The 15,003-nt window shown below is 68.8% G+C and carries 14 protein-coding genes, 2 tRNA genes, 1 other RNA gene and 1 pseudogene; 7 read left to right on the top strand and 11 right to left on the bottom strand.

Features of this window, described 5'->3' with window-relative positions:
• The first annotated feature begins 39 nt into the window (after window positions 1-39).
• Entirely contained in the window at window positions 40-651 is a 612-nt protein-coding gene (locus KOI47_RS05525) for a TetR-like C-terminal domain-containing protein (RefSeq protein WP_216214525.1), read from the top strand.
• 92 nt (window positions 652-743) lie between these two features.
• Here the strand turns inward: KOI47_RS05525 and ssrA are convergent.
• Window positions 744-1,115: a transfer-messenger RNA gene (gene ssrA, locus KOI47_RS05520) on the bottom strand.
• Window positions 1,116-1,276: 161 nt separating this feature from the next.
• Here ssrA and KOI47_RS05515 point away from each other — a divergent pair.
• From KOI47_RS05515 to KOI47_RS05505, 3 genes are read left to right on the top strand one after another with little or no spacing between them, the layout of a single operon-like run.
• Window positions 1,277-1,981: a sensor domain-containing protein gene (locus tag KOI47_RS05515; protein WP_216214523.1), complete on the top strand. Its 705-nt coding sequence runs from the start codon at window positions 1,277-1,279 to the stop codon at window positions 1,979-1,981.
• Window positions 1,982-2,016: 35 nt separating this feature from the next.
• The gene (locus tag KOI47_RS05510) at window positions 2,017-3,147 is read left to right on the top strand and encodes a sensor histidine kinase (RefSeq protein WP_216217111.1); all 1,131 of its coding nucleotides are present in this window, start codon (window positions 2,017-2,019) and stop codon (window positions 3,145-3,147) included.
• A 28-nt stretch (window positions 3,148-3,175) separates the two neighbouring features.
• Window positions 3,176-3,820 carry a response regulator transcription factor gene (locus tag KOI47_RS05505; protein ID WP_216214521.1) on the top strand — a complete coding sequence of 215 codons (645 nt, stop codon included), beginning with the start codon at window positions 3,176-3,178 and terminating at the stop codon, window positions 3,818-3,820.
• 16 nt (window positions 3,821-3,836) lie between these two features.
• Here KOI47_RS05505 and KOI47_RS05500 read toward each other — a convergent pair whose 3' ends face one another.
• Complete coding sequence (locus KOI47_RS05500; protein ID WP_216214519.1) at window positions 3,837-4,208, bottom strand: cupin domain-containing protein; 372 nt, start codon at window positions 4,206-4,208, stop codon at window positions 3,837-3,839.
• A 98-nt stretch (window positions 4,209-4,306) separates the two neighbouring features.
• Here KOI47_RS05500 and KOI47_RS05495 point away from each other — a divergent pair, with 98 nt between their 5' ends.
• From KOI47_RS05495 to KOI47_RS05485, 3 genes are all read left to right on the top strand, one after another.
• On the top strand, window positions 4,307-4,759 hold the full coding sequence (locus KOI47_RS05495; RefSeq protein WP_232376556.1) for a MarR family winged helix-turn-helix transcriptional regulator: 453 nt from the start codon (window positions 4,307-4,309) through the stop codon (window positions 4,757-4,759).
• Between the two features lie 135 nt (window positions 4,760-4,894).
• Entirely contained in the window at window positions 4,895-5,113 is a 219-nt protein-coding gene (locus KOI47_RS05490; RefSeq protein ID WP_216214509.1) for a hypothetical protein, read from the top strand.
• A gap of 94 nt (window positions 5,114-5,207) precedes the next feature.
• Window positions 5,208-6,641: an acyltransferase family protein gene (locus KOI47_RS05485; RefSeq protein ID WP_232376555.1), complete on the top strand. Its 1,434-nt coding sequence runs from the start codon at window positions 5,208-5,210 to the stop codon at window positions 6,639-6,641.
• On the opposite strand, the pseudogene KOI47_RS05480 reads toward KOI47_RS05485, so the two are convergent.
• The 9 genes and pseudogenes from KOI47_RS05480 to KOI47_RS05440 all read right to left on the bottom strand — a co-directional run.
• A pseudogene (locus KOI47_RS05480) lies at window positions 6,537-7,233 on the bottom strand (amidohydrolase family protein); the annotation flags it as partial. The gene KOI47_RS05485 and the pseudogene KOI47_RS05480 overlap by 105 nt on opposite strands.
• Window positions 7,234-7,328: 95 nt before the next feature.
• Entirely contained in the window at window positions 7,329-7,811 is a 483-nt protein-coding gene (smpB, locus tag KOI47_RS05475; RefSeq protein ID WP_216214507.1) for an SsrA-binding protein SmpB, read from the bottom strand.
• Window positions 7,812-7,851: 40 nt separating this feature from the next.
• Window positions 7,852-8,751, bottom strand: a complete 900-nt coding sequence (gene ftsX, locus KOI47_RS05470) for a permease-like cell division protein FtsX (RefSeq protein WP_216214506.1) — start codon at window positions 8,749-8,751, stop codon at window positions 7,852-7,854.
• A gap of 67 nt (window positions 8,752-8,818) precedes the next feature.
• Window positions 8,819-9,508, bottom strand: coding sequence for a cell division ATP-binding protein FtsE (gene ftsE / locus KOI47_RS05465; protein ID WP_216214505.1), 690 nt, complete (start codon window positions 9,506-9,508; stop codon window positions 8,819-8,821).
• Between the two features lie 84 nt (window positions 9,509-9,592).
• The gene (prfB, locus tag KOI47_RS05460) at window positions 9,593-10,702 is read right to left on the bottom strand and encodes a peptide chain release factor 2 (protein ID WP_216214504.1); all 1,110 of its coding nucleotides are present in this window, start codon (window positions 10,700-10,702) and stop codon (window positions 9,593-9,595) included.
• Window positions 10,703-10,777: 75 nt separating this feature from the next.
• Entirely contained in the window at window positions 10,778-11,278 is a 501-nt protein-coding gene (locus tag KOI47_RS05455) for a PadR family transcriptional regulator (RefSeq protein WP_216214503.1), read from the bottom strand.
• Window positions 11,279-11,490: 212 nt separating this feature from the next.
• Window positions 11,491-11,567, bottom strand: a tRNA-Met gene (locus KOI47_RS05450).
• Between the two features lie 205 nt (window positions 11,568-11,772).
• A tRNA-Met gene (locus KOI47_RS05445) sits at window positions 11,773-11,849 on the bottom strand.
• Between the two features lie 73 nt (window positions 11,850-11,922).
• Window positions 11,923-14,904, bottom strand: coding sequence for a UPF0182 family protein (locus KOI47_RS05440; protein WP_216214502.1), 2,982 nt, complete (start codon window positions 14,902-14,904; stop codon window positions 11,923-11,925).
• Window positions 14,905-15,003: the final 99 nt, after the last annotated feature.

The following is a 15,003-nucleotide window of genomic DNA, read 5'->3' as shown; positions in this document are numbered from 1 at the left end:
GGGAGCTAAGGGAACTGGAGACCCGTTATGATGCAGGACGTGGCACCAGGTACCACGCGACCAGGAGGTCGCACGGCACGAGTACGCGCCGCGGTACTGCGTGCCGCGGCGGACGCGCTCGTGGAGGTTGGTTTCGCGCACCTGGACCTCGCGGACGTCGCACGACGCGCGGAGGTCGGCAAAACGACGGTCTACCGCCGCTGGGGAACGGTGACCAGCGTGGTCGCGGACCTGCTTGCGGACATGGCGGAACAGTCCTCGCCGCGCACCGAAACGGGTTGCCTGCTCGGCGACCTGAAGGCCAACGCCCGGCTGGTGCAGCGCACCCTGTCCGACTCGCGGCAGGGGGCGCTGTTCAAGGCCGTGATCGCGGCCGCGACCTGCGACCGCAAGACCGCACAGGCTTTGCACCGGTTCTACGAGATCCGGATCAGCGAGTGGGCCCCCTGCGTACGGCAGGCCATCGACCGAGGCGAGGTGCCGGCAGGCACCGACCCGCGCGAGGTCATCCGCGCCGTGTCCGCTCCGCTGTACTACCGGCTGCTGACCAGTGCCGACCTCCCCGACGAGGCCGACGCGGACCGCGCGGCCGAGGCCGCCGTCGCGGCGGCACGCGCCGGTGCATACGTGGCTTGCCCTGCCTCGCTCTAGCCAACCCTGACCTCAAGGACCGGGACCAGCCGCGATGGCGTCGCCCTTCCGCTCAAGGGCATCCAGGGGCCAGGGTTCTGATAACAACCCCAAGGTGGAGGTGCCGGGAATCGAACCCGGGTCCTCTGTCGCCTCGACAGGGCTTCTCCGTGCGCAGTTCGCTGTGCCTCTACTCGGCCCCACCGGTCACGCGAACAAGCCGGTGTGACGGGCCCAGCCACTGTTGCTGTCCCAACCGGTCCCCGTGGCCGGGACCGGCGGTGAGCCTCCTAGCTGATGCCGACAAACCGGGTCGGAGGCTTACCCGGGCCGACAGACTCGCACTCGCTCAGGCGGCGAGGGCGAAGTCGCGCTGACTGTTCGTCTTGGCGCTTATTTTAATGCGATGACGCTTTCGGTGGTCTCTCGCCTGCACCGGCACGCTTCCCCTGACTCAACGTCCAGAGTCGAAACCGTTCACCCCCTTGTCGTGGTCAACTCACCCAGCATAACGCGCGCGGCAAGCCGGTAATTCCCGGCCGGGGTAGGGCTGTCCCCACCCGGGAGATACCCGCTCGCACCATGGTGACCACCCCGTTGACCAGGTCATTCTGGTTCCCGCCAGCCAGAGAGGAAGGACCAGGTCATGACCACCGCACCCAGGGCCCCCATCGGGAACGACGGCACCCACCAGCGGCCGCCCTTCGGCGGTTCACTGGCCTACCTGCTGATGAACATGCCGCTGGGCATCCTCTGTTTCGTCACACTGGTCACCCTGTCCTCGGTCGGGGTGGGCACCGCGATCATCTGGGTCGGCATCCCGGTCCTGGCGCTGGGGGTGCTGCTGTGCCGGGGCGGCGCGCGGGTGGAGCGCGCACGGGTGTACGCCCTGCTGGACACCTACATCCCGTTGCCCTACCGGCCACTGCCGGAGGGCAGCCAGCGGCTCCGGTGGCGAGCCCGGCTGCGGGACCAGGCCACCTGGCGCGACCTGGGCTACTTCGTCCTGCTGTTCCCGCTCGGCCTGATCGAGTTCGTGCTGATGGTGGCCTTCTGGTCGGTCAGCCTCGCGTTCGCGGGGCTGCCCGTCTACTACCGGTTCCTGCCCGAGGGGGCCTACTACTTCCCTTCCTTCGACCTGCGCTGGATCACCGTGGACTCCACGCTGTCCGCCCTGCCATGGGCCGCGCTCGGCGTGCTGTTCATCGCCATGTCCATCGTCGTCACCCGGTCGATGGGACGCGCCCACGCCTCCTTCGCCCGCGTCCTGCTCGGGCCGAGCCCGGACCGCAGTGCGGAGCTCGATGCGTCTTTTCCGCAGGACCGCCCGCTCAGCATGATGGCAGGATGATGGCCGGTACCGATCGGCTGAGCAGGAACGAGACCATGGACGCGGAGCAGGAGGTGCCCGACCGGCCACTGCCGGGGGCGGTCCGGACGATCACTTTCATGGTCGTCAGCTTCCCGCTGCGCCTGCTCCAGTTCGTGCTGATCGTGGTGGGGGCGGCCGTCGGCATCAGCACCGTGGTGATCTGGATCGGCATCCCGATCCTGCTGGGCACCACCGCACTGGTGCGCTGGTTCGGTGACCTGGAACGCGGCTGGGCGCGCAGCATGCTCGGGGCGCCCACCGGCGAGGTGGAGAAGCTGCGGGTCGATGGCAGCTGGCTGGACCGCTGGCGGCTCCGGCTCGCCGACTCGGTCACCTGGCGGGACTTCGGCTACCTGATGCTGGTGTTCCCGCTGGGCGTGCTGGAGTTCGCGCTGGGCCTGATGTCGGTGATCCTGGTGCCGTTCGCGATCTGGGTCGCCCCCTGGCTGGGCTGGTTGCACGCGCAGCTCGCCGAGGCCCTGCTCGGCCCGCCGCGCACGCAACGGCTGGCGGCGCGGGCGCAGCGGCTGCAGGCGTCCAGGGCACGCGGGGTGGACGCGGCCGAGGCCGAACGCAGGCGGATCGAACGCGACCTGCACGACGGTGCGCAGCAGCGGCTGGTGTCGGTGGCGATGAGCCTCGGCAGGGCGAAGTCGAAGCTGGAGCAGGACCCGGAGGCGCTGCGAGAGCTCATCGACGAGGCGCACTCCGACGCCAAACTCGCCGTATCCGAGCTGCGCGACCTCGCCCGCGGTATCTACCCCGCGGTGCTCGGCGACCGTGGCCTTGACGCGGCGCTGTCCGCCCAGGCCGCCAAGTCGCCGATCCCGGTCGAGGTGAACGTGGACGTGCAGCAGCGCCCGCCGGCCGCGGTGGAGAGCACGGCGTACTTCATCGTCGGCGAGACGCTGACCAACATCGCCAAGCACGCCGGCGCCACCGAGGCCGCGGTCAAGGTGTGGCGCACCGAGGAGACGGTGATCGTCGAGGTGACCGACAACGGCCACGGGGGTGCCGAGATGCGGCCCGAGGGAGGCCTCGCGGGCCTCGCCGACCGTGCTGCCACGATTGACGGCGTTATCACCGTTGTCAGCCCACCCGGGGGCCCCACCGTGATCCGCGCGGATCTGCCGTGTTCCTGGTGAGCTGCCTGCACTCCCTGGAGAGCCTCACATGCGTGTCGTCCTTGCCGAAGACGCCGTCCTGTTGCGCGCGGGTGTGCAACGCCTCCTTGCCGACGAGCAGATCGAGACGGTCGCTGCCGTGGACAACGGCGAGGACCTGATCGAGGCCGTGCAGCAGCACCGGCCCGAACTGGCCATCGTGGACGTCCGGATGCCGCCAACGTTCACCGACGAGGGCCTGCGTGCCGCGTTGCGGGCCAGGGAGGTGCTGCCCGGGCTGCCGGTGCTGGTGCTTTCCCAGTACGTCGAGGAGACCTACGCGGTGGAGCTGCTGTCCGTGGGAGCGGGCGGCGTGGGGTACCTGCTGAAGGAGCGAGTCGCCGATGTCACGGACTTCCTGGACGCGGTACGCCGCGTGGCCGCAGGCGGCACCGCCATCGACCCCGATGTGATCGCGCAGCTCATGGCACGCGGCCGGAAGAACCCGCTGGACGCGCTCACCGCACGGGAGACCGAGGTGCTCCGGCTGATGGCGCAGGGACTGTCCAACACCGCCATCGCGAACACCCTGGTGGTGTCGCACGGCGCGGTCGAGAAACACATCGGCAACATCTTCGCCAAGCTCAACCTCGAGTCGAGCCTCGATGAACACCGGCGGGTACGCGCGGTGCTCACCTACCTGAACCGGTCCTGACCCGTGGTCACCGGGACTACTGCGCCCAGGGCGGGTCGATGGTGCGCCCGTGCACAACGCCGCGGATGCCCCTGGACGTGCACACGGTCAGCCTGGCGGACCGCGCACCGGGATTGTGCAGGCACAGCGGCGTGTCCGGTGGCACGATCAGCGCGTCCCCCGGGGTGAACTCGTGCTCGGCGGCGCCGACCTCGGCGACCAGCCGGCCCTCGTGCAGCACGAAGACCTCCTCCCGGTCCACGGTGTGCCGCTCGCTGCGCGCGCCAGGGGTGGCCTCCAGCGCCCACACCGCCAGCTCGGCCGAGCCGCGACTGGGCACGGCCTGCGGGTGGAAGACGAATCCCGCGTTGTCGAACCTCGGGGCCTCGGCCCAGCGCGCCAGCGTCATCTATCCTCCAAGTAGTCAAGTAAGTTTACGAGTTATAAGGTAAAGCTGCTTGCCCAAGTAGTCAACCTGCTTTACCAGTTGCCCTGGGAGGTGCGATGGTGGGTGAGCTGCCGGTCCAGCTCGCGGTCGCGTTCCGCGCGGTGATGGACCGGGTGCACACGCGACTGGCCACGGAGGGATTCGCGGACGTCCGCCCCGCGCACGGCTTCGTCTTCCAGTTTCTGTCCTTTCGCGACGGTGCGACCGCGGTGGAGCTGGCCGAGCACCTCGGCGTAACCAAGCAGGCCGCGGTGCAACTGGTGGACGAACTGGTGCGCAACGGCTACGTCACCCGTGGCCCGCATCCCACCGACCGGCGCAGCAGGCTGGTCAGCCTGACCACCCGCGGCTGGGCGTGTATCGGGCGGGTACTCGAGCTCTGGCAGGAGATCGAACGGGAGTGGGAGCAGCGGATCGGCGCGCCGCGGCTGGCGCAGCTGCGGGCCGATCTCACGGCGCTCACCGAGCACACCGCGGACGGGCACGCGGTGCCGTTGCGTCCATTGTGGTGACTGGATCCCGGCTGGGCACGCGACCGCCGTTCGGACCAACCTGGCCACGGGCGGATCACCCGTCTGAGGGCCGACGCGGCCAGGTGGGCTCACCTACCATGGGCCAACGCCGCGACACAGGGTGAGGAGAGGCCGATGACGGAGGCGATCGTCCGCTTCTTCGGCGGACCGCTGGACGGCCGGGTGCAGGAGCTCGGCGATACCGAGCCGGTGTCCGGCAGCGTGATGCGGCACGTCCACCTGCACGACGGCCCGAAGATCGAGACGCACTACCAGCTCGGGTACACCGCCGAGGCGGGCTGGGAGTACCGGCTGTGCGGGCTGCCCGCGCCGGGAGAGGTCCCGGAGCAGTAGGGACACCCCCACCGCGGCGGGCCGGTGCACCCGAGGCCGAAGACACCTGCCAGCCGGGCTGTTCCAGCCGCCCGTTCCGGCCAGGCTTTGGGGCATGCGTTCCAGCCAGAAAAGCCCTGTTCGGAGGGACTCCTTCCTCGATGTCGTCCGGGCCGGGGCGATCGTGGCGGTGGTCGGCCAGCACTGGATCATGCCGGTGCTCGGCTACCAGGACGGCCACCTCGCCACCGGCAACGCCCTCGCCACCCCGGGCTGGTGGCTGGTGACCTGGTTGTCGCAGGTCATGCCGTTGGTCTTCTTCGCTGGCGGCGCGGCGAACCTGCTGTCCCTGCGCAGGGCGCCCGCGGTGCGGGACTGGCTCGGCGCGCGGGTGCAGCGTCTGCTGCTGCCGGTACTGCCGCTGCTGGCCGTCTGGCTTGCGGTGCCGCCGCTGCTGCGCGGTGCCGGGGTGCCGGAGCAGCCGGTGGAGGTGGCCGGTGCGATCGCGGCGCAGTTGCTCTGGTTCCTCGCCGTCTACCTGCCGACCGTGCTGCTGACCCCGCTGCTGGCGCGGGCGCACCAGCGCTGGGGCCTGGCCGTACCGGCGGCGCTTGCCGCGGCCGCGGTGCTGGTCGATATCGCCCGATTCGGTGACACCCCGCTGATCGGCTATGCCAACGCGCTGTTCGTCTGGCTCGCGGTGCACCAGCTCGGCTTCCACTACGCCGATGGGCGGCTCGGCGAGTTCGGTCGCCGGGCGGCGGCCGGGTTGTCCGTGGCCGGTTTCGGCGTCACCGCGCTGCTGGTGGCCTTCGGTCCGTACCCGGCGAGCATGATCGGCATGCCGGGGGCTCCGGTGTCCAACATGAGCCCGCCGAGCGCGCTGCTGGTCAGCCTCGCCATCGGGCAGGTCGGCCTGCTGCTGGCGGTGCGCCCGGAACTGAACCGGCTGGCGGCCACCCCGGTCGCGGGCGCGGCGCTGCGCTGGCTCGGGCCGCGGTTCATGAGCATCTACCTGTGGCATATGCCCGCGCTGGTGGCCGTGGCCGGGGTCGCCGTGCTCGGCCTCGGCTACGCCACCCCGGAGCCGGGCACGCCGCTGTGGCTGGCCATGCTCCCGCTGTGGGTCGGCGCGGCCGCCGCCGTGCTGGGCAGGCTGCTGCGGGTGTTCGGGCGGTTCGAGGGCATGCCGCTGCCCCGGCCAGCCCGGCAGGCGCCGGTCTGGCAGCTGGCCTGCGCGGCGCTGCTGGGCGCGACCGGCCTGCTCGGCCTGGCCGCAGGCGGATTCACCACCCCCGAAGGCGGCACCCTCGCGGACAGCCCGCTGCCCTGGGTGGCCCTGGTCCTCACCGCCTTCCTGCTCACCCGGATGGGGTCAGCGGGTGAGCAGGCTGGCGGGGGTGTCGTGCAGGACGGCCCGCAGGAACGGTTCCCCGAGGCGGGCGTCGGCGGCCCAGCCCGCGATCGCCCGCAGCTGGGTGGCGTAGGGGTAGGGAATGTTCGGGAAATCGGTGCCCAGCACCACCCGATCCGCGATCCGCGCCAGTGACCCGGCCCAGTCCGCGGGCAGCGGCCACCGGTGCTCGCTGAACGGCACGCCCACCATGGTGGTGTCCAGGTACACGTTCGGGTACCTGGACACCAGGTCCACGGCCCCGGCGTAGTCCGGCATGCGCGAGCACCGTCACCAGGCGCGGATGGCGGGCGAGGACCTGCTCGAACACGTCCAGGCCGGTGTAGGCGCCACGCAGCGGGCCGTGCCCGGCATGCACCACCACCGGCACCCCGGCCTCGGCCAGCAGCTCCGCTCGCGGGTCGTAGTCGCCGACCTGCACGTGGGCCTTCACGCAGCGGGCACCGGCCCGCAGGGCCGCTTCCAGGTAGCCGGACACCCCGCGCTCCGGATACAGGGTGGCCGTTGGCACGGCCTCCGGGGTGCGCGCGGCGAACCCGGCGACCCACTCGTTGAGCCAGCGCGCCATCCCGGGTTTGTGCGGGTAGGCCAGCGGGGCGAATCGGATCGGCCCGAGGGCGCGCAGCGCGGCGAGCCGGTCCGCCTCGGGCAGCCGGTAGTGCACCAGCCAGCGCATCCCGTAGTGCTCCTCGGCCCGGTCGAAGTACGCCCAGACCTTGTGCAGCATCCGCTCGGGCAGGAAGTGCACGTGGATGTCCACCAAGCCGTCCAGGCCGAGCGAGCGGACCCAGGACGCGACCTCGGCGTCGGACTCGGGACCGGTCAACCGCGGTACTTGCCCTTGACCGCGCGGCCCATCGCCTTGGCCATCTCCCGTTCGGCGTCCCGCTTGGCGATGGCCTGCCGCTTGTCGTGTGCCTTGCGGCCCCTTGCCAGGGCCAGCTCCACCTTGACCTTGCCGTCCTTGAAGTACATCGACAGCGGGACCAGGGACAGCCCGGTCTCCTTGGTCTTGCCGATCAGTTTCTCGATCTCGCCGCGGTGCAGCAGCAGCTTGCGCTTGCGGCGCGCCTCGTGGTTGGTCCAGGTGCCGTGCTCGTACTCCTGGATGTGCACCCCGCGCAGCCAGACCTCGCCGTCGTCCACGGTGGCGAACGCGTCGGCCAGCGAGGCCCTGCCCGCACGCAGGCTCTTCACCTCGGTGCCCACGAGTACGAGGCCGGCTTCGTAGGTGTCCAGGATCGAGTAGTCGTGCCGCGCCCTGCGGTTCGACACGATCACCTTGCGGCCTTGTTCCTTGGGCATATGACGACTCTACGTGTTCGTTGCCGGGGTATGCAGGTCCTTAATGCCGGACGTACAGGCGCAACGTGATGTATCCGGTGATGGCCGAGATCAATATGGACACTCCGAGTAGCACCGGAGCGACCGGGAACAGCACGTCGAACACCTGGATCTCCGGAATCGTCCCGCCGGTGGCGCCGAAGATCCGGTCGAGGAAGAGGAACTTCCCGCCGATCAGCAGCCCCACCGCGAGTACGGCACCGATCACGCCCGCGACCACGGCCTCCAGCAGGAAGGGTAACTGGGTGTACCACCTGGTCGCGCCGACCAGCCGCATGATGCCGACCTCGGTGCGTCTGGTGAAGGCGGACAGCTGGATGGTGTTCGCGATCAGCAGCAGGGCCGCGGCGGCCAGCACCAGCGCGATCACCAGTGTCAGGTCTCTGCCGCCGTTGAGCAGGTTGAAGAACCGTTCCAGGAACTTGTTCTGGTCACTGACCTTGTCCACTCCGGCCTGACCGCTGAACTCCTGGACGATGAGCTCACTTCGTTCCGGGTTGAACAGTTTGACCTGCAAGGACGCGGGTAGCGACTCCGGGCGGGCCAGCTCGACCAGCTCCGGCTGCCCTTCGAAGATCCGCTTGAACCGCTCGAAGGCGTCCTGCCGGTTCTCGAAAACCACCGACTCGACGGCCTCGTTGTCCTCCAGCTGCTGGCGCAGGGTCGAGCATGGCTCCTTGGCGCAGGCCGGGTCGTTCGCGCTGATGTCCTCGGTGAGGAAGACCGTGACCTCGACGTCGTCGAGGTAGTTCACCTTCATCTTGTCGATGGTGCGGACGATCAGCAGGCCACCGCCCAGCATGGCTAGCGAGACCGCGGTGGTGAGGATCATCGCGATGGTCATCGTCAGGTTCCGGCGGAGACCGGTGATGACCTCGCTGAACACGAAGCTGGCGCGCATCGGGGGCCGTTTCCCTTGGGGTCGGGGCTTGTCGGGGTGGGGGTGTGCCGAGGGTACGGCGCGCGGGTCAGCGACCCACGCCGTACACGCCGCGTTTGTCGTCCCGGATCACCTTGCCGAGCTGCAACTCGACGACCCTGCGACGCATCGAGTCGACGATCGAGTGGTCGTGCGTGGCCATCACCACCGTGGTTCCGGTGCGGTTGATCCGCTCCAGCAGCAGCATGATGTCCTGGCTGGTGTCCGGGTCCAGGTTCCCGGTCGGCTCGTCGGCCAGCAGCACCAGCGGCCGGTTCACGAAGGCCCGCGCGATCGCCACCCGCTGCTGCTCGCCACCGGAGAGCTCGTGCGGCATCCGGTCGGCCTTGCCGTCCAGCCCGACCAGCTCGAGCACCTCGGGCACGACCTTGGTGATGGTGTGCTTCGGCTTGCCGATCACCTCGAGCGCGAACGCGACGTTCTCCGAGACCGTCTTGTTGGTCAGCAGCCGGAAGTCCTGGAAGACGCAGCCGATGGTCTGGCGCAGCCGGGGGATCCTGCGCCGGGCCATCTTCGCCACGTCGAAGTTGGACACGTACACCCGGCCCTTGCTCGGCACCTCCTCGCGCAGCAGCAGGCGGAGGAAGGTCGACTTGCCGGACCCCGAAGGTCCGATCAGGAAGACGAACTCACCCTTGTCCACATCGACGGAGACGCCGTCCAGCGCCGGACGGGTCGAGGTCTTGTAGACCTTGGAAACACTGTCGAGCCGGATCACGATGCGCCATCCTACTCATGGCCACCGTTAAGCCCTGGTTGCCTCCTGGCAGGGGCTACCAGCGACGATTGCGCTACGGCGTGGTTACGCTGCGTTGTCGCCGCGCTGCTTCCGCCAGCGGATGCCCGCGTCGAGGAAGCCGTCGATATCGCCCTCCAGCACCGCGGAAGGGTTGCCCACCTCGAACTCGGTGCGCACGTCCTTGACCATCTGGTACGGGTGCAGCACGTAGGACCGCATCTGGTTGCCCCAGCTGGACCCGACGTCGCGCAGGGCGTCCAGCTCGGCGCGTTCCTCTTCCTTCTTCCGCTGCAGCAGCTTGGCCTGCAGCACCTTCATGGCGGCGACCTTGTTCTGCAGCTGGGACTTCTCGTTCTGGCAGGACACCACCACCCCGGTGGGGATGTGGGTCAACCGCACGGCCGAGTCGGTGGTGTTCACGCTCTGTCCACCAGGCCCTGACGATCGGTACACATCGACCCGGATGTCCTTCTCCGGGATGTCGATGTGGTCGACCTCCTCCACCTCGGGCATGACCTCGACGTGCGCGAAGGAGGTCTGCCGCCGGCCCTGGTTGTCGAATGGCGAGATCCGCACCAGCCGGTGCGTCCCCTGCTCGACCGACAACGTGCCGTAGACGTACGGCGCGACCACCCGGAAGGTGGCCGAGCGGATGCCGGCCTCCTCGGCGTAGGAGATGTCGTACACATCGGTCGGGTAGCCGTGCCGCTCGGCCCAGCGCAGGTACATCCGCAGCAGCATCTCGGCCCAGTCGGCGGCGTCCACGCCGCCGGCCTCGGACCGGATGGTCACCACGGCGTTACGCGCGTCGTACTCCCCGGACAGCAGCGTGCGCACCTCGAGCGCATCGATCTCCCTGGTCAGCTCGGCCAGCTCGGTGTCGGCCTCGGTCAGGCTCGCGGAGTCGCCCTCGGCCTTGGCCAGCTCGTGCAGCACGCCGAGGTCGTCGAGCCGCTGGCGCAGCTCGGTCACCCTGCGCAGCTCGGCCTGCCGGTGCGAGAGCTGGCTGGTCACCTTCTGTGCTGACTCGGGGTCGTCCCAGAGGCTCGGGTCCGCAGCCTGCTGTTCCAGGTCGGCGACCTGCGCGCGCAGCGCATCCAGGTCCATCACCGACTCGACCTGGGCCAGCTTGGCAGCGAGGTCCTTCAGGTCTGTTTCGAACTCAGCACTCACACCAGACAAGGTTACGGCAACCTCCCTGGCGGCCTGCGGCACACCGGCCGCAGGCCGCCAGGGCGATGGCTGTCGTCAGTTCGCGGCAACGGTGTCCAGCAGCTTCAGTGCGGCCTTGGCGTGGGCCTGGCCGAACTCGGCGATCGCCTTGGCGTAGGGATCCGGCGCGGCCTTGGCCGCGGCCTTGGCGTCGTCCAGCTCCTGGCTGTAGGTCTCCCGCGCGGAGTCCAACAGGTTGGCGCGCTGCTTGGCGGTCAGCGAACCGGAATGGACCAGGCGCAGGATCAGCGGGCTGCGCAGATGGTCCGGCCCCGACTCCGAGGTCAGCCAGGACTTGAAGGCCCGCTTACCGGCGGCGGTGATGACATATTGCTGGCTCGAGCGCGGCCCCTGCTTACCAAGGCGGACGAGGCCTTCCTTGGCCAGAGCTGGAAGCTCCCGGTAGACCTGGCTCCTGGTGACGCTGAAGAACGTGCCAAAGCGTTCCTCGGCTTCGGCGACGAGCTGCCCACCGGTGGCGGGGCCGTCGTGGAGCAGGCCAAGCAGAGCTGCGGCGGTTGCATTCAAATCGGACACCCCCTTACCGTGCCACGTTTTCGTCTATCTGTCCACAGTGGTCACCATATCCGTCCACTGTGGATCACGCCAGATGGCCTAAACCAGTCGGCGTTCCGGGGCAATCTGGCCCCCTCATGTCCCCCAACTGGCAGAGCCGATGCGGCCGAACCCCAGGGGCCAGGAACGCGAAATGGCCCGTGCACGCTGCATGTGCACGGGCCATTTCGCAGTGGTAGCGGGGACAGGATTTGAACCTGCGACCTCTGGGTTATGAGCCCAGCGAGCTACCGAACTGCTCCACCCCGCGTCGTTATAGGACAACTCTACCCTGTCCGGTTCCGGCGCCTTCGGGCACCCCCCCGGTCCGGCCGACCAGGTCCACTGTAGATCAAGCCGCTGGCGAGTCGCTTTGTCGACATAGGCACACAAAGGGGCCCGCGCCACCCGGATCCGGCCGGACCCCTGGCGGCAGACGGCCCGACCCGCGTGCTGCGGATCGGGCCGTTTCGCTGTGGTAGCGGGGACAGGATTTGAACCTGCGACCTCTGGGTTATGAGCCCAGCGAGCTACCGAACTGCTCCACCCCGCGTCGTTGTGACCCCCACTCTACGCCTCCGGGAAACCGGGCCGCAAAGTGGGGGTCACTTCGGGCTTACGGTACCTCAGCCACCGGGCTGGTTACCGCCGTTCCTGGCCTGCTCGGCCCTCTTCATGGCGTCATCCAGCGCGGCGAGGGCCTCGCCCTGCGCCGCGTAGTCGCCGTTGCGCTGGGCCTCCTTGTACTTCTGCCATGCCGCCAGCGCGTCCGCCTGGGCCTTGTCCAGCTCGGCGTTGCCGGTGCCACCGTCGCCCGGCGGCGGGGTGCCCTGCTGGTCGGTCGGTGGCGGGTTCGTCGGGCTGGGCGACTGCTGGTCCTCGTCGGTCCCGTCGCCGCCCTCGACCGGCCCGGCGGCGACGTCACCCGCGCCCTCACCGAACACCTGGTTCAGGGACGCACGCAGGGTGGTGTCGAAGCCGACCCGCCCGTCGTAGTACACCAGCACCCTGGCCAGCTGCGGGTAGCTGTTCTGGTTCTTCTGCTGGATGTAGATGGGCTCCACGAACAGGAACCCACCGGCCACCGGCAGGGTCAGCTGGTTGCCGTAGATGACGTTGATACTCGGGTTGTTCAGCAGCGTCCGTTCCTGGGCGACCCGCGGGTCACTCTGGAACCGGTTCTGTACCTGTACCGGCCCCTCGACCTGGGTACTGGCATCCCCGCCGGTCGGTAACCGGAGCACGGTGATCTCCCCGTAGGTCTCCGGATCGGAGGAGACCGACATCCAGGCCGCGAGGTACTGCCTCTTCAGCGGTGTCAGTGAGCTGGTGATCTGGAAGGTCGCCTGCTCCTGGCCCGGTGCCTCGGCGAGCAGGTAGTAGGCGGGCTGGTTCGCCGCGTCTCCCACCGCGTTCGGATCGAAGCCCTCCTGGGTCGGGTCGGCAGGGACGTCCCAGAAGGTCTCCGTGCTGAAGAACTCGGTCGGGCTCTGCACGTGGTACCTGGTCAGCAGGTCCCGCTGGATCTTGAAGATGTCCTCCGGGTACCGGAAGTGCTTACGCAGTTCCGGCGAGATCTCCGAGGATGGCTTGACCACGCCGGGGAAGACGTTGCGCCAGGCCTCGAGCACCGGCTCGTTGTCGTCCGTCGCGTACAGGTTCACGGTGCCGTCGAAGGCGTCGACCGTGGCCTTCACCGAGTTGCGGATGTAGTTGACCGTGGTGGCCTGCTGCTGGGGCACCCCGGACAGCGAGTCCTGCGTGGCGTCGTCCAGCTCGGTCTGCTGGGAGTACGGGTAGTTGTTGAGCGTGGTGTACCCGTCGACGATCCACTTGATCCGGCCGTCGATCACCGCCGGGTAGGGGTCGCCGTCCACGGTCAGCCAGGGCGCGATGTCCCGGACGCGGTCTCGCGGGTCGCGCTTGTACATGATCTGCGCGCCGTCGCTGATCGCGTCGGAGAACAGGATGTTGCGCTCACCCTCGTAGGCGGCGAAGACCAGCCGGTTGAACAGGTTGTCGATCGGCACGCCACCGGTGCCCGTGTAGAGGTAGCCGCTCTCGTTGGCGGTGTCGTACTCCCCTGGCGCCTGGCCTTCGGTACCGCCGACGATGGCGTAGTCGGTGGACAGTTCGCCGTAGTAGATGCGCGGCTCGTCCACCTTGATGCCGTGCGCCCCGGTGGGGTTACCGGTGTCGCTGGTCCCGGCGAGCGGGTAGCCGCCCTCGCTGTCGGCGTCCTCCAGCGCACGGTCGATCTTGTTCGCCGGGGCGGCCACGAAGCCGTTGCCGTGGGTGTAGCGCAGGTGCCGGTTGATCCAGCTGCGCTGGTTCTCCGCCAGTCCGCTGGTCTTGATCTCCTTGGCGGCGACGATGTAGTCCTGCAGCTTGCCGTCCTCGCCGACGTACCGGTCGATGTCCAGCTTCTCGGAGAAGCCGTAGAAGTTCTCCCTGCCGACCCGCTGGGTGAAGGTCGGCTCCAGCACGCCGGGATCGAGCAGCCGGATGTTGGAGATGGTGCCGGTCTCGGAGCGCACTTCCGCGGGCGTGGCCTCGGACTGTCCGGAGTACTGCTGGTAGTTCACGTCCTCCAGGTCATAGGCATATCTGGTGGCGTTCATGTTGCGCTGGATCGACTCGGACTCCTTCTCCAGCGCGTTCGGCTTCACCGAGAACTGCTCGAGCACGGCGGGCCAGGCCCAGCCGACCAGGATCCCGGACAGGATCAGCAACACCAGCGCGATCGCGGGCAGCTGGATGTTGCGCAGGAAGGCACCGACGAAGAAGGCGATCGCGACGAAGAGGCAGATGCAGAGCAGGATCCACTTCGCGGGCAGCACGGCGTTCAGGTCGGTGTAGGTGGCGCCGATGAACGCGGGCTGGTCACTGCGGTCGGACAACATCAGGTTGTACCGGTCGAGGAAGTACTCCGCGCCCTTGAGCAGGACAAAGATCCCGAGGATCACCGAGAGCTGCACCCTGGCCGAACCGGCGATCTGGCCGCCCTTGCCTGCCAGCCGGATGCCACCGAACAGGTAGTGCGCGCCCAGCGCGCCGAGGAAGGCGACCACGACCGCCACGAACAGCCAGCCGAGCATCCAGTTCCAGAACGGCAGGCTGAAGGCGTAGAAGCCGACGTCGATCCCGTACTCGGGATCGGCCTGGCCGAAGCTGGTCCCGTTCAGGAACAGCTGCACCCGCTGCCAGTCGGCCTGCCCGCTCGCCCCCGCGATCAGCCCCGCCAGCACCGGGATCCCGATGCCGAACAGCCGGATCCGGCCGGTCACCGTGGTGCGGTACCTGGCGAGCGGATCGTCGGCCCCGGAGACCGGTACGAACACCGGTCTGGTCCGGTAGGCGATCATGAGGCTCACCGCCAGTAGGCCGCCGACGAGCAGCCCGACCAGGAAGAACAGCACGATTCTGGTGATGACGACGGTGGTGAACACGCCGCGGAAGCCGACCTCGCCGAACCACAGCCATTCGACGTAGGTGTCCAGCAGTCGCGCACCGACCAGCAGGCCGAGCACGACGATGCCGGCGATGATCAGCAGCACCTTGCTGCGCCTGGACAGCTTGGGCAGGTTCACAGGGGGCCGAGTGGCCACTGCACACGCTCCTGTTGTCGCGATCTTGTTTCCGGGGCGCAGGCAGGGCGAGCGTCCCCTTGACTTTCCAACTCTACGGATAGCCTTCCGGGTTCCCGA

The sequence above is a fragment of the Amycolatopsis aidingensis genome (genome assembly GCF_018885265.1).
In the GTDB taxonomy this organism is placed as follows: Bacteria; Actinomycetota; Actinomycetes; order Mycobacteriales; family Pseudonocardiaceae; genus Amycolatopsis; species Amycolatopsis aidingensis.
The sequence above is the reverse complement of the archived record's forward strand: the minus strand, read 5'-3'. Positions and strand labels throughout refer to the sequence as shown.